25 protein-coding genes and 1 pseudogene are annotated in these 23,872 nt (G+C 43.8%); 15 read left to right on the forward strand and 11 right to left on the reverse strand.

Annotation, left to right across the window (positions count from 1 at the left end; translation table 11 throughout):
* Positions 1-12: 12 nt before the first annotated feature.
* Positions 13-801: an N-formylglutamate deformylase gene (gene hutG / locus E2K93_RS07700; protein ID WP_135438540.1), complete on the reverse strand. Its 789-nt coding sequence runs from the start codon at positions 799-801 to the stop codon at positions 13-15.
* A 238-nt stretch (positions 802-1,039) separates the two neighbouring features.
* On the opposite strand from hutG, the gene E2K93_RS07705 reads away from it, so the two are divergent.
* Together E2K93_RS07705 and glmS are read left to right on the forward strand one after the other, a co-directional pair.
* Positions 1,040-1,810 carry a DeoR/GlpR family DNA-binding transcription regulator gene (locus E2K93_RS07705; RefSeq protein WP_135438541.1) on the forward strand — a complete coding sequence of 257 codons (771 nt, stop codon included), beginning with the start codon at positions 1,040-1,042 and terminating at the stop codon, positions 1,808-1,810.
* A 15-nt stretch (positions 1,811-1,825) separates the two neighbouring features.
* Positions 1,826-3,655 (forward strand): glutamine--fructose-6-phosphate transaminase (isomerizing), encoded by a 1,830-nt coding sequence (gene glmS / locus E2K93_RS07710; RefSeq protein ID WP_135438542.1) that lies wholly within the window; start codon positions 1,826-1,828, stop codon positions 3,653-3,655.
* A gap of 216 nt (positions 3,656-3,871) precedes the next feature.
* On the opposite strand, the gene E2K93_RS07715 is transcribed toward glmS, so the two are convergent.
* The 8 genes from E2K93_RS07715 to E2K93_RS07750 form a co-directional block, all read right to left on the reverse strand.
* Complete coding sequence (locus E2K93_RS07715; protein ID WP_135438543.1) at positions 3,872-5,173, reverse strand: YncE family protein; 1,302 nt, start codon at positions 5,171-5,173, stop codon at positions 3,872-3,874.
* Positions 5,174-5,475: 302 nt separating this feature from the next.
* Positions 5,476-6,330: a glutathione-dependent disulfide-bond oxidoreductase gene (gene yghU, locus E2K93_RS07720; RefSeq protein ID WP_135438544.1), complete on the reverse strand. Its 855-nt coding sequence runs from the start codon at positions 6,328-6,330 to the stop codon at positions 5,476-5,478.
* Complete coding sequence (locus E2K93_RS07725; protein ID WP_135438545.1) at positions 6,330-6,848, reverse strand: gluconokinase; 519 nt, start codon at positions 6,846-6,848, stop codon at positions 6,330-6,332. The genes yghU and E2K93_RS07725 overlap by 1 nt, the downstream gene beginning before the upstream one ends.
* A gap of 13 nt (positions 6,849-6,861) precedes the next feature.
* Positions 6,862-7,884, reverse strand: coding sequence for a Gfo/Idh/MocA family oxidoreductase (locus tag E2K93_RS07730; protein WP_135438546.1), 1,023 nt, complete (start codon positions 7,882-7,884; stop codon positions 6,862-6,864).
* Between the two features lie 9 nt (positions 7,885-7,893).
* Entirely contained in the window at positions 7,894-9,093 is a 1,200-nt protein-coding gene (arsJ, locus tag E2K93_RS07735; protein WP_135438547.1) for an organoarsenical effux MFS transporter ArsJ, read from the reverse strand.
* Positions 9,094-9,102: 9 nt separating this feature from the next.
* Positions 9,103-10,110, reverse strand: a complete 1,008-nt coding sequence (locus E2K93_RS07740) for an ArsJ-associated glyceraldehyde-3-phosphate dehydrogenase (protein ID WP_135438548.1) — start codon at positions 10,108-10,110, stop codon at positions 9,103-9,105.
* A 12-nt stretch (positions 10,111-10,122) separates the two neighbouring features.
* Positions 10,123-10,620: a dual specificity protein phosphatase family protein gene (locus tag E2K93_RS07745; RefSeq protein WP_135438549.1), complete on the reverse strand. Its 498-nt coding sequence runs from the start codon at positions 10,618-10,620 to the stop codon at positions 10,123-10,125.
* Between the two features lie 10 nt (positions 10,621-10,630).
* On the reverse strand, positions 10,631-10,969 hold the full coding sequence (locus E2K93_RS07750) for a metalloregulator ArsR/SmtB family transcription factor (protein ID WP_135438550.1): 339 nt from the start codon (positions 10,967-10,969) through the stop codon (positions 10,631-10,633).
* Between the two features lie 255 nt (positions 10,970-11,224).
* Here E2K93_RS07750 and E2K93_RS07755 point away from each other — a divergent pair, with 255 nt between their 5' ends.
* The 5 genes and pseudogenes from E2K93_RS07755 (at position 11,225) to E2K93_RS07775 (ending at position 13,873) form a co-directional block, all read left to right on the forward strand.
* Complete coding sequence (locus tag E2K93_RS07755; protein ID WP_135438551.1) at positions 11,225-11,956, forward strand: glutathione peroxidase; 732 nt, start codon at positions 11,225-11,227, stop codon at positions 11,954-11,956.
* A 508-nt stretch (positions 11,957-12,464) separates the two neighbouring features.
* Positions 12,465-12,668, forward strand: a pseudogene (locus tag E2K93_RS07760) (VF530 family DNA-binding protein); the annotation flags it as partial.
* A gap of 46 nt (positions 12,669-12,714) precedes the next feature.
* Positions 12,715-13,134, forward strand: coding sequence for a GFA family protein (locus E2K93_RS07765; protein ID WP_135438553.1), 420 nt, complete (start codon positions 12,715-12,717; stop codon positions 13,132-13,134).
* Between the two features lie 143 nt (positions 13,135-13,277).
* Positions 13,278-13,592: a TraR/DksA family transcriptional regulator gene (locus E2K93_RS07770; RefSeq protein ID WP_135438554.1), complete on the forward strand. Its 315-nt coding sequence runs from the start codon at positions 13,278-13,280 to the stop codon at positions 13,590-13,592.
* Between the two features lie 26 nt (positions 13,593-13,618).
* A complete protein-coding gene (locus tag E2K93_RS07775; protein WP_135438555.1) occupies positions 13,619-13,873 on the forward strand; it encodes a YdcH family protein in 255 nt (84 codons plus the stop codon).
* Between the two features lie 109 nt (positions 13,874-13,982).
* On the opposite strand, the gene E2K93_RS07780 is transcribed toward E2K93_RS07775, so the two are convergent.
* Positions 13,983-14,834, reverse strand: a complete 852-nt coding sequence (locus tag E2K93_RS07780; protein WP_189637889.1) for an EamA family transporter — start codon at positions 14,832-14,834, stop codon at positions 13,983-13,985.
* A gap of 192 nt (positions 14,835-15,026) precedes the next feature.
* On the opposite strand from E2K93_RS07780, the gene E2K93_RS07785 reads away from it, so the two are divergent.
* The 4 genes from E2K93_RS07785 to E2K93_RS07800 all read left to right on the forward strand — a co-directional run bounded on the left by E2K93_RS07785 (position 15,027) and on the right by E2K93_RS07800 (position 18,750).
* Entirely contained in the window at positions 15,027-15,611 is a 585-nt protein-coding gene (locus E2K93_RS07785) for a YhgN family NAAT transporter (protein WP_135438557.1), read from the forward strand.
* A gap of 78 nt (positions 15,612-15,689) precedes the next feature.
* Positions 15,690-17,783, forward strand: a complete 2,094-nt coding sequence (locus tag E2K93_RS07790; protein ID WP_135438558.1) for a hypothetical protein — start codon at positions 15,690-15,692, stop codon at positions 17,781-17,783.
* A gap of 86 nt (positions 17,784-17,869) precedes the next feature.
* Positions 17,870-18,463, forward strand: coding sequence for a YjaG family protein (locus tag E2K93_RS07795; RefSeq protein WP_135438559.1), 594 nt, complete (start codon positions 17,870-17,872; stop codon positions 18,461-18,463).
* 71 nt (positions 18,464-18,534) lie between these two features.
* Positions 18,535-18,750 carry a dodecin gene (locus E2K93_RS07800; protein WP_135438560.1) on the forward strand — a complete coding sequence of 72 codons (216 nt, stop codon included), beginning with the start codon at positions 18,535-18,537 and terminating at the stop codon, positions 18,748-18,750.
* On the opposite strand, the gene rsmD is transcribed toward E2K93_RS07800, so the two are convergent.
* Positions 18,737-19,330, reverse strand: coding sequence for a 16S rRNA (guanine(966)-N(2))-methyltransferase RsmD (rsmD, locus tag E2K93_RS07805; protein WP_135438561.1), 594 nt, complete (start codon positions 19,328-19,330; stop codon positions 18,737-18,739). The genes E2K93_RS07800 and rsmD overlap by 14 nt on opposite strands.
* Before the next feature lie 187 nt (positions 19,331-19,517).
* Between rsmD and ftsY the strand changes: the two genes are divergently transcribed.
* From ftsY to rpoH, 4 genes are all read left to right on the forward strand, one after another.
* Positions 19,518-20,936 carry a signal recognition particle-docking protein FtsY gene (ftsY, locus tag E2K93_RS07810; RefSeq protein WP_135438562.1) on the forward strand — a complete coding sequence of 473 codons (1,419 nt, stop codon included), beginning with the start codon at positions 19,518-19,520 and terminating at the stop codon, positions 20,934-20,936.
* A gap of 56 nt (positions 20,937-20,992) precedes the next feature.
* Entirely contained in the window at positions 20,993-21,685 is a 693-nt protein-coding gene (ftsE, locus tag E2K93_RS07815; protein WP_135438563.1) for a cell division ATP-binding protein FtsE, read from the forward strand.
* Entirely contained in the window at positions 21,678-22,652 is a 975-nt protein-coding gene (gene ftsX / locus E2K93_RS07820) for a permease-like cell division protein FtsX (RefSeq protein ID WP_135438564.1), read from the forward strand. The genes ftsE and ftsX overlap by 8 nt, the downstream gene beginning before the upstream one ends.
* Positions 22,653-22,917: 265 nt before the next feature.
* Positions 22,918-23,787: an RNA polymerase sigma factor RpoH gene (gene rpoH, locus E2K93_RS07825; RefSeq protein WP_135438565.1), complete on the forward strand. Its 870-nt coding sequence runs from the start codon at positions 22,918-22,920 to the stop codon at positions 23,785-23,787.
* The last annotated feature ends 85 nt before the right edge of the window (positions 23,788-23,872 follow it).

A 23,872-nucleotide genomic window follows, 5' to 3' on the forward strand; every position in this document is an offset into this window, starting at 1 on the left:
CAACATACAAGGTTATTGCTGAGCAAATTCAATAAGTTGTTTAACTAAGTTGTGCAACTTAGGTTTTACCGCATCGGCTTTTTGCTGATCGTAGTCAAGCGTGTCTTCATCAAGATAGGTGCGTTGTGATAACTCCAACTGCAAGGTATGAATATTGGCATCTGGCTTGGCGTAAGCGCGGGTAATATAGCCACCTTTAAAGCGACCATTCGACACTTGGCTGTACGGTGCAAAATCTAGCTGTTCAATTGCGTGCAACATTTCGGCGGCACAACTTTCGCCGCTGTTGTTACCAAAATTAAAGTCCGGTAACTGGCCATCAAAAAAGCGAGGTACAACCGAAGCAATAGAGTGCGCTTCGAGCATCACCGCTTTACCGAAACGTTGTTTGATTTGCGCTAAGGTGTCGCTGATTGCTTGATGGTACGGCTGCCAATAAAGGTCAACACGGCGATCGATTTCTTGTTGATCAGGTTTTTTGCCTGCTAGGTACAATGACTCTGATTTAAAAGAGCTGGTTGGACAGAGTTCGGTCGTATCGGCGCCAGGGTATAAACTCACGCCACTTGGGTCGCGGTTTAGGTCAATCACATAGCGATTGTATTTCGGCATTAAAATATAGGCACCCATGGCTTTCGCAAAATCATACAGTCTATCGAGGTACCAGTCGGTGTCTTCTACCTTGCCAGCGACATCGGTCATAACCGCCTTAATATCTTCTGGGATCTCAGTACCATTATGTGGCATCGAGATTAATAAAGGTAAGCTTCCTTCGATTAACGTATAACTTGCTTGACTCATAGTTCCCCTCATTGGCTTGCTAATGCTGATCGATTGACCAAAGTCACGAATACCGTGGCACCAGCAGCTTGTATATACAATTAAATTTTTGGCGGCTAAATGTAGCATTTTTGCCATCAATAGGCAAAAAAACCGTAGATAATTTGCGTTTTCATGAATGTTTTGTTTTAATTACGAAAGTTTCGAAACGAAAGTTACGAGTCCGATATAAAACCAATAATCACAACTAACGAAACTTATGTCTAAACGAAATACGCAGCTTCGCCGCCATACCATCCTTAGTCAGCTCAATGATTTGGGTGAGGTCAGTGTTGACCAACTTGCCGAACAATTTCAAACCTCAGAAGTGACCATACGCAAGGATTTGTCAGCGCTTGAGCAAAGCGGTTTGTTACTGCGCCGCTATGGCGGTGCAATCCCATTGCCAGCTGAAATCACCTCCGCCGAGCATAATGATAAGGTGTCACGGCAAAAGCAGGCCATTGGTAAGCAAGCAGCACAGCTAATCAAAGATCATAATCGCATCATTATTGATAGCGGTCGTACTACAGCAGCGATGATAAAACTACTGAGCAATAAGAAAGGCTTGGTGGTGATGACCAATTCGCTCAGTGTTGCCAATCAATTAAATGAACTTGAAAGTGAGCCGACGTTATTGATGACCGGAGGCACATGGGATTCCAGTTCAGAAGCGTTTCAAGGGCAAATTGCCGAACAAGTATTGCGCTCTTATGACTTCGACCAATTGTTTATTGGCGCCGATGGTATCGACATTGACCGTGGTACCACGACGTTTAACGAACTTATCGGTTTATCGCGGGTAATGAGTGATTCAGCAAGAGAAGTGATTGTGATGGTTGAGTCAGAAAAAATCGGTCGCCGTATTCCCAACCTTGAACTTTCGTGGAATTGCGTCAATACCTTAATTACTGATGACAATTTGTCTGAGCAAGTGAAACAACAAATACAAGCACAAGGCATTAACGTGATTTGTGCACCAATAGAATAACAAGCAGGTATTATTATGTGTGGAATTGTAGGTGCAGTAGCACAACGTGATGTAGCAGATATCTTAGTAGAAGGTCTACGTCGTTTAGAATATCGTGGATATGATTCAGCCGGTGTGGCGATCATAGACAGTAACAATAATTTGGGTCGCGTTCGTCGCCTCGGTAAAGTGCAAGAGCTTGCCAATGCGCTTGTTGAAACCCCTGCCACAGGTGGTGTCGGTATTGCCCATACTCGCTGGGCAACCCATGGCGTACCAAGTGAAAATAATGCCCACCCGCATGTCTCTGAACAGATTGCCGTGGTGCACAACGGCATCATCGAAAATCATCAAGAGTTACGTGACAAGCTGCAAGGCCTTGGCTATGTATTCACCTCAGAAACCGATACCGAAGTCATCGCCCATTTGGTACATCACGAATTGCAAACAAGCAACAGCTTAGTTGAAGCGGTGCAAAAAAGTGTTAAGCAATTTGAAGGTGCTTACGGCACAGTGATCATGGACAGCAATGATACCGAGCGTTTGGTTGTCGCCCGTTCTGGTAGCCCATTGGTTATCGGTTATGGCTTAGGTGAAAACTTCCTTGCCTCTGACATGATGGCATTATTGCCAGTAACCCGTAGATTCGCGTTTTTAGAAGAAGGCGATGTTGCTGAGATCACCCGTTTTGAAGTCAATATTTTTGACCAACAAGGCAATCCGGTCGAACGTGAAGCGACCGAAGCCAGTGTCAGTCATGACGCCGGTGATAAAGGTGAATACCGCCACTACATGCTGAAAGAAATTTACGAACAGCCAACCGCAATCCGTAATTCACTAGCCAATCGTTTTAAAGATCAAAGCATAGATATCAATGCTTTTGGTGATAACGCCGAATTGATATTCAAAGACATTGAACATGTACAAATCATTGCCTGTGGTACCTCATATCATTCAGGTATGGTCGCGCGTTACTGGCTGGAAGAACACGCCGGTGTCAGCTGTAACGTCGAAATCGCCTCAGAGTTTCGATACCGCAAATCTTTCGTCCCTAAAAATGCCTTATTGGTTACCATCTCACAATCTGGTGAAACCGCTGATACCTTAGCGGCATTAAGATTAGGTAAAGAGCTTGGCTATAAAGCCTCACTAACCATCTGTAATGTGCCGGGGTCGTCTTTGGTGCGCGAATCAGATTTGGCCTTTATGACCAAAGCCGGTGCGGAAATTGGTGTAGCATCAACCAAAGCCTTTACCACTCAGTTGGTTGGCTTGATGATGATGACGCTAGCTCTCGGTAAGTACAAAGGTATGAGTGAAGACAAGCAAGCCAGCTTGGTTTCAGCCTTGATGTCAGTGCCCGCTAAAATTGATGAAGTATTATCATTAGCGGATGAAATCGAAGATCTTGCCGAAGATTTTGCCGACAAGCATCACTCTTTATTCCTTGGCCGCGGTGATGAATACCCGATTGCCATGGAAGGGGCGTTAAAACTAAAAGAAATTTCATACATTCACGCAGAAGCTTATGCGGCAGGTGAATTAAAACACGGTCCATTAGCGCTTATCGATGCCGATATGCCGGTTATTGTTGTTGCACCGAAGAACGATTTGATTGAGAAATTAAAATCAAATGTTGAAGAAGTACGTGCTCGTGGTGGCTTGATGTATGTATTCGCGGATGTCGATGCACAATTTGAATCAGACGACACCATGAAGGTAATCAACGTGCCACATTGTGATGATGTCATTGCGCCAATCATCTACACCTTGCCACTGCAATTATTGTCATATTATGTGGCAATCATTAAAGGTACCGACGTTGACCAACCGCGAAATCTTGCGAAATCAGTAACGGTTGAATAGTGGATTAACGCATGCAAAAACGTGTGACTGATAAATAGCAATGAAACCTATAAAGCGACTTACTCTTTTGAGTGGTCGCTTTTTTTATTAGTATATTTATTAGATTCAGTCTTAGGATATTTCATCTAATTAGGGTAATCGATATATCGAGTCCACTTTGATGTTTACCTAGCCAAGAGCTGTTTTAGCTAGCCAGCAAACACCAATAAAAGCTGACTATTTAGGGAAAACCAATACGCCCTCACGCACCCTTTGCGGGTGATCTCCAACATCTATACGAGCAACTTCGGCTGCGTCTTGATAACTTATCACCGATACTTGATCTGTTTCGCTCCAAGAAACAAAACAGTGTGAGCCTGTCTTATCTGTTACTACCCAGTATGGCTTTTTGCCTAATCCGTCCAAGATCTGATACTGCTCAGACTGAATATCTACAATGGCAACATAGTCGTCCATGGTTCCTGCGACACAAAGCGTTTTATCATCGGCGCTTATCGCAATGCCGTGATGCGCCGAATCGTTGACGTATTTAGTTTTCGGGGCTGTTGTTACCTTTGGTAAGTCTATTTTGCGTGTTATTTTGCCCGTGGGTAAATGGTATTCCACAAAGCCATGTAAGAAAGACAATTGAAAGTAAAAATATTCTTCATCGCTGGTGTGCGCCATTGGGCGAACAGCAGGGCTGATGTGTTCTAAGCCTACCGCATCTAATTTGTCTCTCATGTCGAACTTTTCAACGATAGTGTAGTTGGTTGTTTCTACCACCTGTACAACACGTTTACCTTTGAGCAGGCCACCGCCATCGAAATCTAAAGGAGAGAAAACATTACCGATACTGGCGTGGAACAGGTGCTTGCCATCTTTGGAGTATATGTTTTCATGCGGTGAGTCGCCGCTAGGAAACTGAGCATGTTCTACACCCGTTTCAACATCGATAATATGCACCAAATCTCCCGTTGAAGCTGACACGGCAACGTATTTGCCATCAGGAGAAATTGCCATGTGATCGGAACGAAAGCCTGCAACAGGGAATCGCCAAACAACCTCGCCAGTCAAGGAATCTATGGCAACGACATCGGCGAAACTAGGGCGAGACACGATGATCTTGCGACCATCATTTGAGCTATACATATCATCAACAAATTGATCATTGCCTTCACCAACAAGCTCTCGAATACCGATATATAACATGCGCTCAATAAACTGAGAGCGTACTTCTTTTAAGCGCTCCAATTTATCGGGAATACCATCAATTACGCCAATTTTGCGATAGCCATCCAACGCAATGACCGTAATACTGCCTTGCCAGTTGTTACCGACAAATATGACGTTGACCAAATCATTGTCATTAACGGTTAAATCCGACGCCGTTGTGTGCCATCTCGACAATGGCCTAGTTTCTGATTCAGCTTGTTCTATCAGTGTGTCTAAAGCTGAAATAGATACATATTGAATAATGCCAATCAGTACGACGAACAATGTCAGCACGCCAATAAATATGTTACGGATGATTTTCAAAATTGTGAACCTGTTGTTATTAAAACTGCCGCCCGATGAGACAGTAACTAATCGAAGTATTAAAGCGAATATTTAACATTTTATCCACAAGATTAATGCAATTAGAGACATCTCTGCCCCAATTTATCATAACTTGCTATTATTCTCATTCGAGCTGGCTAAACAATGACTAATTTCTTGTGCGACGTCTATCCCGCCAATGGTTGCAAACCATAATTTAACTTATAGAAATACCAAGGCTAAACAAAAAGGGACCACGATAATCGTCGGTCCCTTTTTATTGTCGTAATTACATGTTTTGACTACGGCGCTTTAGGCACCTTAGCAAAATCACTGGCGTCATGGCGTTCTGGCAACTGCTCATGAGGCTCTCCCCAGTCACGGTTAACAATTTTACCGCGCTTAACCGTTTCGCGTTCTGCGAGTTCTTCTGCCCAGCGCACCAAGTGTGTATAGCTTTTCACATCAAGGTATTCAGCCGCATCGTACAATAGACCTAAGACTAAACCACCGTACCAAGGGAATATCGCCATATCAGCAATGGTGTATTGATCACCACACATGTAATGATTGTTGGCCAGATGAATATCAAGCACATCAAGCTGGCGTTTGGTTTCCATAGCGAAACGTTCGATTGGGTATTCAAACTTTTCTGGTGCATAGGCATAAAAATGACCAAAGCCACCACCTAAATACGGGCCACTGCCCATTTGCCAAAATAGCCAGTTCATACATTGCGCCCGTTTTGCTGGGTCTTTCGGTACAAATTCACCGAATTTATCCGCCAGATACAGCAAGATAGACCCAGATTCGAATACATTTATCTCTTGCTCACCACTGCGATCGACCAGCGCCGGTATTTTCGAATTTGGGTTCACCGCGACAAAGCCAGAAGAGAACTGGTCACTATCAAGGATTTTAATGATGTGCGCATCATACTCGGCTTCTTTAATGCCTTTGGCCAATAGCTCTTCAAGCAAGATGGTAACTTTCACCCCATTTGGCGTTGCTAATGAATACAATTGCAACGGGTGTTTACCAACTGGCAATTGCTTTTCATGCGTCGCGCCAGCGATAGGGCGATTAATACTGGCAAATTGGCCACCATTGCCTTGTTTCCAAGTCCACACTTTTTCCGGTTGATAACCTTCGCTCATTACGATTCCTTATGCTTGTTAGTTAGCTGCTGCAGGCATTTGTCGACCACCTGCTCAATGCTGCAATCAATATCGACAATAAAGACATCGCCTTCATCATCAGGTCTTTGCAATATCGCAAATTGACTGGCCAGCATGGTATCTTTCATAAAATGATTGTGACGTTGCTGCATGCGTGTTTCGATCAATGACTGATCGCCATCAAGATAGATAAACTGCAATCCCAGGGCACCTTCACGCAACATATTGCGATAAGATTTTTTTAGCGCAGAGCAAACCACAACACCACTTTGCTGCTGTTGCTGCCAAGTGCGCAGCAAAGCATTAATACTTTCAAGCCAAGGTTTGCGATCACTGTCGCTCAGTGCTTGGCCAGACGCCATTTTGTCGATGTTGCTTTGCGGATGCAGATCGTCACCATCAACAAACTTAGAACCGAGTTTTACGGCAATACTTTCACCAATAGTGGATTTACCACTACCCGATACGCCCATAACCACAATAACTTTCGCCGCCAAATCGCTCTCCTAGCTACGACACATAAATCGTATTGCCACTATCACTGGCTTTTATCGCCGCTTCAATGATTTTAATCACTTGCCATGCTGACTCTGCACTAACTGGCGGGGCGTGCTGTTTTTGCAGTGCTAGCAAAAGCTGCTGATAAAACGCCAAATAGTTGCCTTGTTGCAAGGCCACCTGCTCATCACCGGCAACCGTTGATAAAGTCGCAAATCGTTCGGTATCATTGCCTAATGCCGTGACTGCCACACCCTGTGCTAACTGCTCTTCTTGATTATCAAGACCATAGATATTTAGGCTGCCTTTATCGCCTTGCAGATTAAAACGGTGATTTTTGCCCGCATTAAAAGGGCTAGAGCCAAGCTGCACTTCAAGCTCGGGGTAATGCAAGGTAATTTGAAAATAGTCGGTGGTTTGGGAATGCTCGCGTAACGCTAAGCAACGCCCCGATACCGCCTCTGGCCAACCGAATAATTGCAACGACTGATCAATTAAATGCGAACCCAGATCATACAAGGCGCCATTACCAGGGCCTGGGTGTTCTTTCCATTTATCACGCACGTCAGGCCTAAACCGATCAAAGCACGATGCGACACGACGCAGGTTACCCAAGCGATTTTGTTCGATGACTTTTTTAACGGTTAGGAAATCACCGTCTAAACGACGGTTGTGATACACGGTCAATTGCCGTTGTTGACTTGCCGCCAGAGCAATAAGCTCTTCAGCCTGTTCACTGCTCACCGTAAACGGCTTTTCAACGACAACATGGCATGCTGCATTGAGCGCGGTTTTTGCCAGCTTAAAATGACTGTCATTGGGGCTAGTGATAATCACTAAATCGATATTAGCGCCGGCCAATAACTCCGCTAATGTCGGGTAAACCTGACACTCAGGGTACTGCTCTAAAATGGCCTGCTGCTGTGATGAGACAATGGCCCGCAGAGAATAGCCATCAACGGCGTTCACAAATGGTAAATGAAACACTTTCGCCGATAAACCAAAGCCGACAACAGCCACATTGACGTTACTCATTGATGACCTCTATTTAGGTAGCTTGACGGACAATATTGCCGCAATAGCAATAAACGCGGCAGAAAAATACAAACACGCCTGTAAGCCGTATTCCTGAAACACCCAACCTGACAATATGGTGCCTATTAATCTGCCCATGGCATTGGCCATATAATAAAAGCCGACATCCATAGACACGCCATCACTGTCGGCGTAGCTGACAATCAGGTAGCTGTGCAATGACGAGTTGATGGCAAATAAGGCACCAAAAATAAGTAAACCAACAATGAGTGCGGTTTCGCCATACTGTTGACTTGGCAATAACACAGCAATCAATAATGGCACCACTGCTAATATGGCTGCCCAGCCAACCGCGGCGCTGCCTGACGGGGTTTTCCCCTGCTTTTTACCGGTAAATCGTGGCGCTTGCGATTGCACAAAACCATAGGCAATCACCCAGGTCGCCATAAAGGTACCTATCCAGTAACGATCCCAGGCGAACACCGTCGCCAAATAAACCGGCAGTGCCACCACAAACCAAACATCGCGGGCACCAAATAAAAACATTCGCGCCGCCGACAACCAATTTATGGCCTCACTTTTGGAAAATATTTCGCGGAATTTAGGTTTGGATTTGGCCTTACCTAAATCTTCAGATAGTGCGTATAAGCTAAACAGCCATACCGCCAAGAGCATTACCGCCATCGCTAAAATAGCGCCGCGAAATTCCAGCAAGGTCAGCAATAAACCACCGAGAAAAAAGCCCACACCTTTGAGGGCATTCTTAGAACCGGTAAGAATCGCCACCCATTTATACAGTGCGCCTTCTGCGCCTTTAGGTACCAATAATTTGATTGAGCTTTTGGCGCTCATCTTGTTCAAGTCTTTGGCAATACCAGACAACGCTTGCGCCGCCATGACGTAAGCGACGGTTAACCATTGATTCGGCACAGTGAGCATAAGCAAGGCAATAATTTGCATCGCCAAGCCTATGTTCATGGTTTTATTGAGACCAAGTCTGGCGCCTAGCCAACCACCAATTAGATTGGTGATAACACCAAAAATTTCATAGAACAAAAACAGCATGGCAATTGCCAGCGGGCTGTACCCCAATTGATGGAAGTACAGCACGACCAGCATTCTTAGTGCGCCGTCGGTTAAGGTAAACGCCCAATAATTACCGGTAATGACCAGATACTGTTTTACCTGTTGCGACAGGTTTGCCAACATAGTCTTGCCTTATTTGTCGCTTAAACCCACTTTGCGCGCTAATTCTGCGGTGCGATTAGCGTAACCCCACTCATTGTCATACCAAGCGTATAACTTAAGTTGCGTGCCATTGATCACCATGGTTGATAACGCATCAATAACCGATGAACGTGGATCGGTTTTATAGTCTATCGACACCAATGGACGTTCTTCAAAGCCAAGAATATCTTTGAGTTCATTATCCGCTGCCGCTTTTAACGCGTCATTTACTTGTTGCTCGGTGACCGCTTGCTTCAATTCAAACACACAATCGGTAATCGATGCGTTCGCCAAAGGCACACGTACCGCATGACCATTTAAGCGACCTTTTAACTCAGGGAAAATATGAGTGATGGCTGTCGCCGATCCTGTGGTGGTTGGAATCAAGCTCATGCCACAAGCACGGGCTCGTCGCAGATCTTTATGCGGTGCATCTAATATCGTTTGTGTATTAGTGATGTCATGTATGGTGGTCATTGAGCCATGCTCGATGCCAAAGTTTTCATGAATGACTTTCACCACCGGTGCCAAACAGTTGGTCGTACAACTTGCAGCAGTAACAATGGGGTGTTGTTCTGGTTGATAGAGGTGTTCATTTACGCCCATAACCACATTGAGCACGCCCTCTTCTTTCACCGGTGCGCTAACTACGACACGCTTTACGCCCTGATCAAGATAGGCTTGCAACAAGGCTTTGGTCTTCATTTTGCCACTGGCTTCAATAACCACGTCACAACCTGACCAATCCGTCTCGGCGATTGTTTTATTTTGGCTGCATGGAATAACGTTACCATCAACCAACATATTGTTGCCGTCGCTCGTTGCTTGGTGGTGCCAAATGCCATGCACCGAATCAAACGTTAACAAGTGCGCCAATGCTTCTGCATTACCTGCAGGATCATTAATCTGTACAATCTCAATATCTTGCCAATCAAATGCGGCACGCATTGATAAGCGACCCATGCGGCCAAAGCCATTGATACCAATTTTAATGGTCATGTTGTCATTCCTCTACAGCGAAAATTTTTCGAAAAAATCTAATTGTTCAGCATTTTTAAGTGCTTTCGGTCTTAGCTCTTGTACAGAGCGTATGATTGTCTGATCAGCGTAACCTAACTGCTTCATGATCAAAGCAATCACTAAACCTGTGCGCCCGCTACCACCTTTGCAATGCACTGCAATCGTGCCGTTATTAGCAAGTACCGCGATAATGTCATTAATGGCAGCGGCAAAAGCGATATTAAAATCTTGAGTTGGTGCCGCATCATCTTTGATGGGCAACTGATGCCAACGAATACCTGCAGCGGTGACTTGTTCACCAAGATCAGCGACGTCCAAGCGTTGTAGTTCTTCATCGTAATTGGTTGAGATGATCATCTCTGCGCCGGCTTGCTTTAAAGTTGAAATGGCATCTTGCAACGTCGTTGCTTTGGTGCCTGGGCACGGGGTGAAAATAAATTGGCCATTATCTGTCAATGGCATAACGTCATATGGGTGTTTATCGGTCATAGTTGGTTCTCTAACAACATTTATCAGGACGATTTTGCATTAAGCTTAGCCTTTGCGCAGCATCAGACAAGTAGTTTTGATTATGCTGCAAACTGGTTTCTAGTACGTGCTGACACCATTGCGGTAAGGCGGGGTTTAAACGATAAAACACCCATTGTTTTTGTTTGCGATCGACCAGCAGATTCTGTTGTTTTAACAGCGCCAAGTGACGGGATATTTTAGGTTGGCTGCATTGCAATGCTTCGACCAACTCACAAACACATAATTCCTGCTCAGCGACCACCAACAACAAGGTCTGTAATCGGGTGTCATCAGCCAGTGCTTTATAAAATTCTACGGCAGTTAACATAGTTCACCTCTTCAACATACGAAATACATTATATATGAATATTCATATATGGCAAATTAAATGGCTTGGAGTAACGCTTTGGTTGGTCTATACCTTAAGGGCAACATTTAATTTGCACAGGTTTAGGCGCACTAGCGAATCTATTTTTTAGATTGATACAATAAATTTTATTCGTTTTAATTAATTAGGGTTAGCATCCATACTTACCGTAGATTCGCCGTGTGGCAAAAAGATTAATACTTAAGTGGAGTCCCCATGTTAGAGAACAGAGAAGGTTCAACCGTACCAAGCGTAAACTTTAAAACTCGTGTAAATGACGAGTGGAAGACCATCAGCAGCGATGACTTATTTAAAGGCAAAACCGTCATCGTGTTTTCATTGCCAGGCGCCTTTACGCCAACATGTTCAAGTACACACTTACCAAGATATAACGAATTAGCGCCTACCTTTAACAAGCACGGTATTGACGACATCATTTGTATGTCCGTCAATGACACCTTTGTTATGAACGCCTGGGCGCAAGACCAAGAAAGCGACAATGTTACCTTGATTCCAGATGGCAACGGCGAGTTCAGCGACGGTATGGGCATGTTAGTCGACAAAGCGGACTTAGGCTTTGGCAAGCGCAGCTGGCGCTACTCTATGCTGGTTAAAGACGGCGTTATCGAAAAAATGTTTATTGAACCAAACGTGCCAGGTGACCCATTTGAAGTATCTGATGCTGACACCATGCTAGCGCATGTTGCGCCAGATGCAGTGAAACCACAAGCGGTAAGTATTTTTACTAAACCGGGCTGTCCTTTCTGTATTAAAGCGAAAGAATTGCTAACAGACAATGGCTACCAATACGAAGAAATTTTACTCGGTAAAGATGCCAGCTTAACCTCATTAAAAGCTATTACTGGCCGCGATACAGTGCCACAAGTCTTCGTAGACAATAAGCACATTGGTGGCAGCGACGAGTTAGCGGTATTTCTGCAACTCTAAGCCTCTAAACTGATCTTTTTAACAGGCTAATTGGTATATCTAATTAGCCTGTTTTGTTTTTACTGTGCTTTGACAACGCGGGCTAGACGACACTGCCTTTGCAAGCCACAAGTCTTAAGACCTGAGCTTGAAACAAATGATGTTGTAACGGTGTGTCGCGTTGTCCGGTATAGGGAATTGCCGGGCTTTTTTGTGCATGGATGTATTTAGCAGCTCACTGGCATCCCGCCACCGCTGCATACCTCACATCCTTGTGTATATGCCCGGAAGGCAGGATAGCCTGAGAGGGTTTTGCCTCTGGCAATATGTACGCTTCTGATCTTGCTCTTGCTCTTTTCTTAGTCCTTAGCCCTTAGTACTTACCTCGCTATCCTTAGCTCTTCCTAGTCCCTAGTCCCTAGAACCTTTATCCCCCCTAGAACCTTTATCCCCCTTAAAACTAAACTCCACCGGCGTTTTGATATATCATTAAGGGATATCGAATTTTACTGTCATACAGGCCAACAACTTGGAACAACAACCGTACAACCCGCTTCACGGCATCACCTTAAAAACCATCGTTACTGAGTTGGAAGCCCACTTTGGCTTTGAAGAGCTGGGCCAGCGCATCAAGATACGTTGCTTTACCCACGATCCGAGCATTAAATCCAGTCTAAAATTCTTACGTAAAACACCTTGGGCAAGAACAAAAGTAGAAGAGCTGTATATTCGCAACAGGCACGACATAAAACACAGCCCACAACCTTAAAGAGGCAAGTATGGCAATCGAAACAACCTATAATGGCAGCTGCTTATGCGGCCAAGTGACGTATCAAATCGAAACACCATTAAGTATTTTTCAATATTGTCATTGCAACCGCTGTCGCAAAGTTACCGGCTCAGGATTTGCGCCAAATATATTTGTGCCACTGTCGCAATTCAAATGGCTAACCGGTGAGAACCTGCTAAAACGCTATGAAATTCCAGATGCGAAATACTTTGCCAGCTGTTTTTGTGGTCAGTGTGGTTCAAACCTACCTTGGTTGACTAAAACCGGGCAAATTTATGTGTTGCCAGCGGGTACGTTGGACGATGAAATAGAAATAAAGCCAAGTCAAAACATCTTTTGCGACGAACGCCCCAATTGGCACGTCGGCTGCAATGAATTAAAAATGCGCCCACAAGGGCCAAATAGTTAATATTTATCATTAACTTATGGTAACCATTAGATTTTGCATAGCACTCTTTGCAGTACTGTTTGCTAATAAATTGTTATCCAATTGAGCCAGATCAATATTCTCTAAAATCGTCGCTGTACTCTAAACATAAAAGGAGAACAGCGATGATAGTTGCCAAACTCACCCAATCATTACAAGCAAAGAAACAAGAGTTAAGTATTCGCTTAGCTGCCATAGAAGCTGACTTTAAAAAAGGTCGTAGCCAAGACTTTGCCGAGCAGTGTACCGAATCGGAAAACGATGAAGTCCTCGATGAGATTCATCAACAAACCCAATTAGAACTGCAGAAAATAGAACAAACACTGCTGATGTTGCAAACCGAACAATACGGTATCTGTAGCAACTGCGGTAAAGCCATTGATGAACGCCGTTTGGAAGCCCTTCCATACGCGAAAACCTGTATCGATTGCGCTAAATAATTTTATTAACTTTAGGAAGACATATTATGTTTATTGAAAAGCACGACTTACACCACGAATTTCCAGAGTTTAAAGATGAAATCCGTACCTTAAAAATGACGGACAATCACTTTGCCCGTCTATTTAAAGAATATCATGACTTAGATCACGAAGTTATTCGCATTGAAGAAGGTGTCGAAAACACGGCCGATGAATACTTGGAAGGTTTAAAGAAAAAACGTTTACAACACAAAGACATGTTGTTCGCCATCATCAAAAAATATCAAGCCTCAAAAGCATAACGCTCGATTTGCCACGGGGTTGGCAAAGCTTTAGGCAACACCGCAAAGGCAAAAACACAAAGGCAAAAACACAAAGGCAAAAACACAAAGGCACAAACACAAAGGCACATTAAGTGCCTTTGTTCATTTTATCCGCCAGCCACAGGGCAGTCACCAGTAAACCACTACCAATTAGCAAGCGCAGCCAATCGGCACTTTCGCCAAAAATCAGCACCGCAAACAGCACCGCTAAAGGCACATAACCATTGTTCATAATGGCAAGCTGTAATGCCGATACACGGCTAGCGCCTTTGTTCCAACAGTAAAACCCGATACCTGAAGCGATGACACCAAGATAAACCAGCACCATAAATTGGCGATTAGATATACTAACAAGGGCAAAGTCGACGGTTAGCAAAGTGGCGATAACGGTTAATAGTGCGCCGCCTAAATACATCCAAAACATGTTGCGGGCATGGCCTTCATCACTGGCGATATAGCGATAGGCAACTTGGCCTAAAGCAAAAGCGACGTTAGCAAGCTGCAAATACAAAAAGCCAGTCAAGTATTGACCTTGCTCAGGGGTACGAAAAACAATGACCGCGGCCGCACAAATCGACAACAACACCGGCCACAGCAACTTCGCCTGCCAGCGGCGATGCCAAATGCTGTCGATTAAAATGACGTATAACGGCGTAAAAATGGTAAATACCGCAACTAAGTAGCCTGGTAAGTATTGATAGGATTGAATATAGGCAAGATACATCACGCCAAATTGAATTGCGCCTAAAGCGATGAGTTGGCTGGCTTTGCGCAACGACAGATTGGTTGCTTGCGTAAACCATAGCAAAGGTAAGAAAACCAAGGCACACAACGACAACCGTATTGCCGCAACCAATTGCGAATCAATACCGGTCAATTCGCCTTTAATTAAGCCAAAAGAGAACGCCCATAAGGCACTAACAAAAATAAGATACTTCATACTAACTTTTATAATTTCTTTATATATGGCATATACTTGCCAATTAACAGCATAGCTATGCAAGGGCAATATATCTCGCCGGTTTGCAAATGATAACATTGGTGCAATTAGTCACCTAGAACTTTGAATTTGCCATCATAGATCTGATAAAGTTGCCCTTAACTAACCCCCGACAACAACTAGGTCATCACTATGGAAATGTTAACCGCCGCAGTCACCTTATTTTTAATTATGGATCCATTAGGTAATCTACCTATTTTTATATCCGTATTAAAAGGCATCGACAGTAAGCGTCAACGTATCATTCTCATTCGTGAGCTGATCATAGCCCTTGGCATCATGTTATTGTTTCTGTTCGCTGGGCAAAAGATTCTCGACTTTTTACACTTACGCCAAGAGTCGGTATCCATTGCCGGCGGTATCATACTGTTTCTTATTGCCATAAAAATGATTTTTCCATCGCATGGCTCAATCAGCGGTTTACCTGAGGGCGAGGAACCCTTCCTCGTGCCATTGGCTGTACCTATGATGGCCGGTCCATCGATATTAGCGGCATTAATTTTAATGGCTAACCAAGATCCAAACCGTATGACCGATTGGGCTTTGGCACTGATTATTGCCTGGTCTGCCAGTGCGGTTATTTTATTCTTCTCATCGGCTTTCCAACGAATTTTAGGTAATCGTGGTTTAACCGCTATGGAGCGCTTAATGGGTATGATTCTAGTGATGATTGCGGTGCAAATGTTACTTGATGGTATTGCCAATTATCTTGGTTAATAACAAAGCTTTAGAGGTAGGACTTTTTAAACCTTGATAAACGTGATTAAATAGAAGCAGCGCAAAAACAAAAACAACATGGCCGAGTCATCTATGAGCAAGTCTGTGATCAACACTGAAATCGAAGAACAACTGCAACTATTAGCAGGTGATATCTTTATTCAGCTGGAAGACAAGTTTAACCAATTGGCAACACGAATTGCCGATAACGCCGAGCAGGAAAAGCAGCAAGCTTTATCTGATCAAAAGCAAAAACTTGATGAAAAGTATCATCTGGTGCACGAGAAGTTAAGTCGCTCTAAGCATGATTCTGTCAATCTAAAATACAGTGAAATAGAGCAGCTGAAGAAAAAGCTGTTGCATTCAGATACCCAGTTAAAAAAACTGCAAGAGCACGCGGTTCAAATTGAGACTCATCTAAAAATCAAACTGCGCGATGAAGAAATTCTCAATGAAGAGTTGCGCTTAACCAAAGAAAACCGCGAACTGCTGCAATCTCAGCTTGATCCGCTGAATAAAGATAATTCCGCGCTTAATAAAAAATTAGACAAGTTAAATCAAGAGCTTGAAAAACAACAAAAAGCGCAACAACAGCTTAAGGAAGACAGTGATTATCAAATTGCGCAATTAAAAACGCAATCCGCCGATGGCCAATCGGATGTTAAAAAGATCACCCAGCAGCAACAGCAACTGAACAAAGAGCTAGAGCAAACAACCGCCAAGCTAAGCAAAGCTGAAGAGCAAAACCAAGATCTGCAACAGCAACTGAGCGAACAGAAAAGCCAGCATCAACAACAGCTGAAAACCTACGAAAAAGCCTCCGGTTCTAACACCACGGTTATTAAGTCACTTGAGATCAAGCTGAACAAAGCACAAGAAGGCGAGCTCAAACTTAAGCAACAAATCAAAGACCTTAATGCTGAATTCAAGAAGCAAGAACAGCAAAATAAAGAGGCGGCAACAGAGCTCAAGAGCCAGCAAAAACTGCATTCAACGGCGCTGCTTAATTTTGAAAAACAACACGATAAACAGTTAAAAGAGAAGCAAAAACTAATCGATAGTGCCAATAAGCAACTTGAGAAGAAAGTCGCTGAATTTGATAAGGCATTAGCCGAACAAAGCAAAGATGTGCAACAGCAACAACGTCAAATCAAGCAAGCTAGTGACAAACAAGTCACGAGCTTAAACAAACAGCTAGAGACGGAACAACAGTTAACACAACAACTGCAAGGCGACATTGAAGATCTTAATGAACAACTTAAAGATTTAAAATCTGCGCATCAAGCAGGACTCGATAAATTAATCAGTGACAGCAGCAGCAAAGAAAAAGCGTTGAAAAATCAACTTAAACAAAGCGAAAAGCAAGTTGAAAAGATTACCACGCAGCTTGATACACTGAATCAATCTTTGAGTGGCGAACAAGCTCAACTTAGCGAGCTGCAACAGCAACATCAACAACAGTTAGAAAGCCACACGGCAGACTTGCATAAGCAGGTTGAAGCGCTAGAGCAACAATTAGAGCAAAGCGAAAAGCAGCAAAAATCTACTTGGGTACAAAACAACGCCCTGACGGACAACCTCGAGCGACAAAAAGAGAAGTTAGCCGAACTGGAAAGCAAGTACGGTAAAGTGAACGTGCAACTTAAAGCTGCCCGTGACGCCGCACAAAAAGACAAAAGCTCACTGGAAAGCGACTATAAGCAGCAGTTTAGCGACTTGCATAATCAGTCAAACCAAGAACTGAAAAGTGCACAACAGCAAATTAGCGTATTAACCGAAAAACTTGCCGGTGAAAGCAAACGCTTTGAGAGTTTGCAGCAAAAAACCGATGACATTATCGAGATTCTCAATGGTGATAAAAACACCTTGAAACAACAAATTGACGAGCTTAAGAAACTCAATAGCAGTGAGTTATCGCAAGTGAGCAAACTCGAGCAACAACTCGAAGCTGAGCGCGAAAAAGTATCTGAGTTTGTGCAGAAAAATGCCACATTACGCTCAAGACACGATGCCAATGACGAGCAAATTCGCAGCACCATGAAACAGCTTCGTGATGAAAACAATGAGCTAAAACAGCGCATCAATGATGACGTTGCAGAATTGCAAAATCAGCTAACCGAGTATCGTCTCAAGTTTGAATATGCACAAAAACAACTTGAGGTTGCTTCCTAGGCAACATTCTCGGTGCACAGACTGCTGGTTAATCTCCTTTAAAATTGCGCTATAATGAGCGCAATTTTCTTTTATGAGCATTTATTTTGGCTAAACCTCTCCCGTTAAAGAGTTTGTCTTTATGGCAACACACTGCATTTGCCTGTGCATTATTGGAACGCATGCTACCGAACTATCAAATGTTTAGTGAAGCAGCGGACTTTGGTGACATCAATGTTTTGCGCAATCAACTTAACCTAGTTTGGCAACGACTGGAGCAAGGCAAGATAAAAATTAACTATGACGCGCAATTGGAAAAGCTAGAAGAGGTGATTCCCGATGTCGATAACTTCGACTTTTTTGGCGTCTACCCAGCACTTGATGCGTGTATGGCGTTAGGCTCTTTATTGCAGGGCATTCAAGAAAACGAAGCGACCACCATCGCCAATGTCGCCATGCTATCTACCGGCAGCGTCAGCTATTATCTAGAGATTTTGCTTGCATCCGAGTTTGAGCAACAAGATCAAATCGTTATCAATCAACAAGATATTGATCAGCACCCGCTTATGCAGTGGGAGCAGGAAACACATCAAGAATTGATCGATTTGTTGGCGAAAAGCAAAGAAAATCAACAAACATGCCTGCATCTTAAAAAGCTCGTTACTGAGCAACGACTTTCCAACCTTGGTATTGAATATTAAATACTGATCGACACTGCTGCAGACTGAAAAATTTTAGCTATGCTTACTTTATACACAGGAGGAGGATAGCCATGTCTGAACATCATACTTACAAAAAACTGGAAATTGTCGGCTCTTCACCAACATCAATCGAAGAAGCCATTGAAAACGCTATTGATGAGTGCTCGAAGACCGTCTCAAATATGAATTGGTTCGAGGTTGTTGAAACCAGAGGTCATATTATTGATGGTAAAGTTGCCCATTATCAGGTCACCCTGAAAATTGGCTTTCGTCTTAGGTACAGTTAAGCCGATATAACCGATAACTTACCTGGCCAGCGTTTTTGTCTTTTACAAGGTGCCAGCTTTGTGGCACCTCTAGGGTAGTTTGTTCGCTTTCAACTTCGACATAGACCAACGCCTGGTCTGCTAATAAATCAGCCTGCTGCAATGTGTCTATGGTGCGCTGTGCTAAGCCTTTTCGAAACGGCGGATCTATAAACACCAATTCATACTTTTGTGCTAAGGCCGGTAATATGCTCAGGCAATCGCCCTGATGAACCTTAGCATTATTCGCTTTAAGCAAATTTATATTGGTTTTTAATTGCTGGCCTGCGGCTTTATCCATTTCAATAAAATCCACCGAACGAGCCCCCCGAGACAAGGCTTCAAAGCCAAGACTGCCTGAACCGGCATAACAATCTAGACATATGGCATCGCGCACATCCATCATTAGCCAATTAAACAAGGTTTCTTTGACTCTGTCCGTGGTTGGTCTCAGGCCGTCACTGTTTAGCACGGCAAGTTTACGACCACGGTGCATTCCGGCGATGATTCTTACTTGGCCACTGACTTGTTTGTTATTGGCGGGATTACGTTTTTTTGCCATTTGCTTGCTAAAATTCCTTGGATATTCACATTTCGGCGGTTTTTCCAACGCTACGATGATGATATTATAAGCGCTATTTGAAAATCCAAGGCATATCATATCAACTCACGTTGCAAATTGCTCGCACCGAACAGCGTATTCGAGCGGTTATGATAATCCCCTAACACGGCAGAGTAAGATTCAAACTATGGCAAAGAAAAAAGGCCTGTTTGGCTGGTTTAAGAAAGAAAAACCGGCACAAGACAATGCAGAAACAGAACAGTCTGCACAACCTGTAGAAGAGACGATTGAGCAAACAGAGCTTGCTGACAGCGCACCGGCCGAACAAGTCGCTGATGCCGAACACGCACCAGCAGAACCTGTACCATCAACCGAGGCTGACAGCACAAGCCAAGCCGACACTGAAACAGTTACCGAAGCTGTACCTGAAGTTGATAAGCAAGACATCGCCGATAGCATCGATAGCTCGCAAGACGCAGAGCAAAACGATGTTAGCGAGTCTGAACCTGTCGCTGCAGTAGACATTGATACAGACGCAGTCACTGACACAGAAGTGACGGATGTAGAAGTGGCAACTGAACCAGAGGCAGAGCCAGAGCCAGAGCCAGAGCCAGAGCCAGAGCCAGAGCCAGAGCCAGAGCCAGAGCCAGAGCCAGAAGTGCAACAAACAGCCGCGAAAAAACAAGGCTTTTTTGCACGACTTAAGCAAGGCCTAAGCAAAACCCGCCAAAATATTGGTGGTGGCTTGTTTGATCTGTTCAGCGGTAAAAAAATCGATGACGAGTTATTCGAAGAGCTAGAAACTCAGCTATTGCTTGCCGATGTTGGTGTTGATACCACAACTCGTATCATCGACTCACTGACCGAAACCGCCAGCCGTTCGCAGTTAAAAGATGCCGAAGCATTATACGATTTGCTTAAACAAGAAATGGCTAAAATTCTTGAGTCGGTGGATCAACCTCAACCCGATATGAGCCAAGGTCCTCATGTGATCTTAATGGTGGGTGTAAATGGTGTTGGTAAAACCACGACCATAGGTAAACTGGCTAAACAATATCAAGCACAAGGCAAGTCGGTTATGTTAGCCGCAGGTGATACCTTCCGTGCTGCCGCTGTCGAGCAATTGCAAGTTTGGGGCGAGCGCAATGATATTGCCGTTGTCGCTCAACATACCGGTGCCGATAGTGCGTCGGTTATTTATGACGCTATCCATTCAGCGCGAAGTAAAGGTGTCGACATTCTGATTGCCGATACCGCAGGCCGCTTACAAAATAAAGCGCACTTGATGGAAGAGCTGAAAAAAGTCGTACGTGTGATGAAGAAAATCGACGAAAATGCGCCGCATCAAGTGATGCTTACCATTGACGCCGGCACGGGCCAAAACGCCATCAGTCAAACGCAACTGTTTAACGAAGCCGTCGGATTGGATGGCATCAATGTCACCAAATTAGATGGTACCGCCAAAGGTGGTGTTATCTTTGCTTTGGCAGATAAATTTCAGGTGCCGATTCGCTATCTAGGTGTTGGTGAAGGTATTGATGATTTGCGACCATTTGATGGTACAGAATTTATCGACGCCTTGTTTGCCAAACAAAACGAATCCTAGTAAGTTGGGGTGATACGCCCCAATTTTAATTAACTAATAATAATAAAAAATCCATTATGATCCGTTTTAAAGCTGTTAACAAAACCTATCCAGGTGGATTTAATGCACTGAAAAATATAAATTTTTCCTTAGAAAAAGGAGAGATGGCGTTTCTTACCGGTCACTCAGGTGCGGGTAAGAGTACGCTGTTGAAGCTTATCAGTGTCATGGAAAAGCCAACCTCTGGTCAGGTGATGATCAACAATACTGATGTCTCTAACATCAGCTATCGCCAAATCCCATATATGCGCCGCAACATAGGGATGATTTTTCAAAATCATAACCTGTTAATGGACCGCACTGTGTTTGACAATATTGCCTTGCCATTGGTGATTGAAAACGAAAGCCTTGGTGAAATCAAAAAGCGCGTTATGGCTGCTCTTGATAAGGTTGGCTTGACCGCCAAAGCCAAATGTTACCCGCATATGCTCTCTGGTGGTGAACAACAACGGGTCGGCATTGCGCGGGCGATTGTCAACAAGCCTCCTATTATTCTTGCCGATGAGCCAACCGGTAACCTTGATCCAAAACTGTCATTGGATATCCTCAAATTATTTGAAGATTTCAATTCAGTGGGTGTTAGCGTGTTAATCGCAACCCATGATCTGGGTTTAATTGCACGCATGAAATATCGTACCTTAACGCTAAAAGATGGCCGCATGATCACCGACGGATTAAGCCAAAGTGAAGAGGAGTTTGTTGATGAATAAAGACAATAACACTTTTCGCAAACGCTCGGCGTTTTCATTCAACAGCTTGATTATGTTGCCAGTGCGTCATTTGCAACAAGCGACCGGCAGTTTAGGCGCTCTGTGGCGTACGCCGATGGCATCGATCATGACCATATTGGTATTGGGCATCAGTTTAACTTTGCCGGCTACCTTGCACTTATTTACCAAAAACGCCCAACAAGTGAGCACCAATTGGGAGTCTGCGGCGCAAATCAGTGTTTTTCTGAAACTAAACACCAACGACAAAAGCGCACAAAACGTAGTCAATCGTATTCGCCTCTATCCTGAAGTCGATAAGGTAAAATACATCAGTGCAGAGCAAGGGTTGGCAGAATTTAAAGCCTTGTCAGGGTTTGGCAAAGCCTTGACCTACCTTGATGAAAACCCACTACCGGCAACCATATTAGTGACGCCAAATGAGCGTTACAGCCAACCTAATGCCGCCAAAGCGTTGTTGGAAAAGATCGAAAAAGAACGCGAAGTCGCCCAAGGCAAATTGGATTTAGAATGGCTAACGCGTCTTGAGGCGATCATGTCACTGGTACAAGATATCGTCACCTCATTAGCGATATTATTAAGCCTATCAGTCGTGCTGATCATAGGTAACACCATACGCTTGGCGATCCTCAATCAACGCAGTGCTATTGCTGTGATGAAAATGGTTGGTGCAACCGACGCCTTTATTCAACGACCGTTTATGTACACCGGTTTTTGGTATGGCGTGTTTGGTGGTTTACTGGCCGCGCTCACCGTAGCTTTGCTAGCAGCTTATTTGGATATCGCGATTATTGAGCTTGCGCAACTGTATGATAGCCAGTTCTCATTACAATCATTAGATTTTAGCGAAACCATGACGCTCATCCTAACGGCAATTGTGCTGGGACTGCTCGGCAGCTACATATCTGTACGTCAGCATATTAGAGATATCGAACCAAGCGCTGAATAAACAACATTTAAGCAAATTGATTAAAAAAGGCGCTATTTTGCGCCTTTTTTACCTGCTGTAACAAAACCTTAAGAATAAAATTGAACTTGTTTAAGTTATATTAATCATATAGTTAGGGTAGTAATTCTATTCACCTATTTTTTCGATTAAATAATCCATTTTTTTATATTAGCGATCTCTAGAAAGCTATGCTAGTATCCAGAGTTCTAGCCAAATTTTTATTGGCTTTGCTTTACAACAAACCTAGATTTTATAAGGGGTACAGATGACTAAGAATGTGCAATCAATGGCCTTAACTGTTCCACAAAGTGGCAGCATTGAAGCATACGTGCAAATGGCTTACGGCATTCCTATGCTGACAGCTGAGCGCGAACAGGAACTTGCCTCCAGTTTATATTCAGATAACAACCTAGCTGCAGCACAAGATTTGATCATGTCGCATCTACGTTTCGTTATCCATATTGCCAAAAGCTACTCAGGCTACGGATTACCTCAAGCGGATCTTATCCAAGAAGGTAACATCGGTCTGATGAAAGCCGTTAAACGATTCAATCCAGAAGTTGGTGTGCGTTTGGTGTCATTTGCTGTGCATTGGATCAAAGCTGAAATCCATGAATTTGTTTTGAAAAACTGGCGTATTGTTAAAATTGCCACCACCAAAGCGCAACGCAAATTGTTTTTCAATCTACGTAAAAACAAAAAACGCCTAGGTTGGTTTAGCCAAGAAGAAGTGAATACCGTTGCCGAAACACTCGGTGTCAGCACCAAAGATGTGTTGGAAATGGAAAACCGCATGGCGAGCTCGGATCAAGCATTTGATTTGACCGATAACGACGACGATGGCGGTCAAGGTGGTAGCACCTACGCACCAGCTCAGTTTTTACAAGACCAATCATCAGATTTGTCTGAGCAAGTTGAATCGGCTAACTGGGATAACCATGTTAACGGCCAACTATTCAATGCCTTGTCAACGTTAGACGAACGCAGTCAAGATATCATCAAGACCCGTTGGTTAACTGAGAACAAATCAACCTTGCAAGATTTGGCTGATAAATACCAAATATCTGCTGAACGTGTGCGTCAATTAGAGAAAAACGCCTTAAACAAGCTTAAGGGCTCTATTACCGATATCTAAGCCTCATGGCAGCTATTCCGCATCGAGATAAAAATCACATGTGGATAGATAAGTTTTTGAAAGAACCGGGATTTTCCCGGTTTTT

Source organism: Thalassotalea sp. HSM 43 (assembly GCF_004752005.1).
Taxonomy (GTDB): domain Bacteria; phylum Pseudomonadota; class Gammaproteobacteria; order Enterobacterales; family Alteromonadaceae; genus Thalassotalea_A.

Coding starts and splice junctions, on each gene's coding strand:
- hutG (WP_135438540.1), bottom strand. CDS start 801: ATGAGTCAAGCAAGTTATACGTTAATCGAAGGAAGCTTACCTTTATTA.
- E2K93_RS07705 (WP_135438541.1), top strand. CDS start 1,040: ATGTCTAAACGAAATACGCAGCTTCGCCGCCATACCATCCTTAGTCAG.
- glmS (WP_135438542.1), top strand. CDS start 1,826: ATGTGTGGAATTGTAGGTGCAGTAGCACAACGTGATGTAGCAGATATC.
- yghU (WP_135438544.1), bottom strand. CDS start 6,330: ATGAGCGAAGGTTATCAACCGGAAAAAGTGTGGACTTGGAAACAAGGC.
- E2K93_RS07730 (WP_135438546.1), bottom strand. CDS start 7,884: ATGAGTAACGTCAATGTGGCTGTTGTCGGCTTTGGTTTATCGGCGAAA.
- arsJ (WP_135438547.1), bottom strand. CDS start 9,093: ATGTTGGCAAACCTGTCGCAACAGGTAAAACAGTATCTGGTCATTACC.
- E2K93_RS07740 (WP_135438548.1), bottom strand. CDS start 10,110: ATGACCATTAAAATTGGTATCAATGGCTTTGGCCGCATGGGTCGCTTA.
- E2K93_RS07745 (WP_135438549.1), bottom strand. CDS start 10,620: ATGACCGATAAACACCCATATGACGTTATGCCATTGACAGATAATGGC.
- E2K93_RS07750 (WP_135438550.1), bottom strand. CDS start 10,969: ATGTTAACTGCCGTAGAATTTTATAAAGCACTGGCTGATGACACCCGA.
- E2K93_RS07755 (WP_135438551.1), top strand. CDS start 11,225: ATGTTAGAGAACAGAGAAGGTTCAACCGTACCAAGCGTAAACTTTAAA.
- E2K93_RS07765 (WP_135438553.1), top strand. CDS start 12,715: ATGGCAATCGAAACAACCTATAATGGCAGCTGCTTATGCGGCCAAGTG.
- E2K93_RS07770 (WP_135438554.1), top strand. CDS start 13,278: ATGATAGTTGCCAAACTCACCCAATCATTACAAGCAAAGAAACAAGAG.
- E2K93_RS07775 (WP_135438555.1), top strand. CDS start 13,619: ATGTTTATTGAAAAGCACGACTTACACCACGAATTTCCAGAGTTTAAA.
- E2K93_RS07780 (WP_189637889.1), bottom strand. CDS start 14,834: ATGAAGTATCTTATTTTTGTTAGTGCCTTATGGGCGTTCTCTTTTGGC.
- E2K93_RS07785 (WP_135438557.1), top strand. CDS start 15,027: ATGGAAATGTTAACCGCCGCAGTCACCTTATTTTTAATTATGGATCCA.
- E2K93_RS07790 (WP_135438558.1), top strand. CDS start 15,690: ATGGCCGAGTCATCTATGAGCAAGTCTGTGATCAACACTGAAATCGAA.
- E2K93_RS07800 (WP_135438560.1), top strand. CDS start 18,535: ATGTCTGAACATCATACTTACAAAAAACTGGAAATTGTCGGCTCTTCA.
- rsmD (WP_135438561.1), bottom strand. CDS start 19,330: ATGGCAAAAAAACGTAATCCCGCCAATAACAAACAAGTCAGTGGCCAA.
- ftsY (WP_135438562.1), top strand. CDS start 19,518: ATGGCAAAGAAAAAAGGCCTGTTTGGCTGGTTTAAGAAAGAAAAACCG.
- ftsE (WP_135438563.1), top strand. CDS start 20,993: ATGATCCGTTTTAAAGCTGTTAACAAAACCTATCCAGGTGGATTTAAT.
- ftsX (WP_135438564.1), top strand. CDS start 21,678: ATGAATAAAGACAATAACACTTTTCGCAAACGCTCGGCGTTTTCATTC.
- rpoH (WP_135438565.1), top strand. CDS start 22,918: ATGACTAAGAATGTGCAATCAATGGCCTTAACTGTTCCACAAAGTGGC.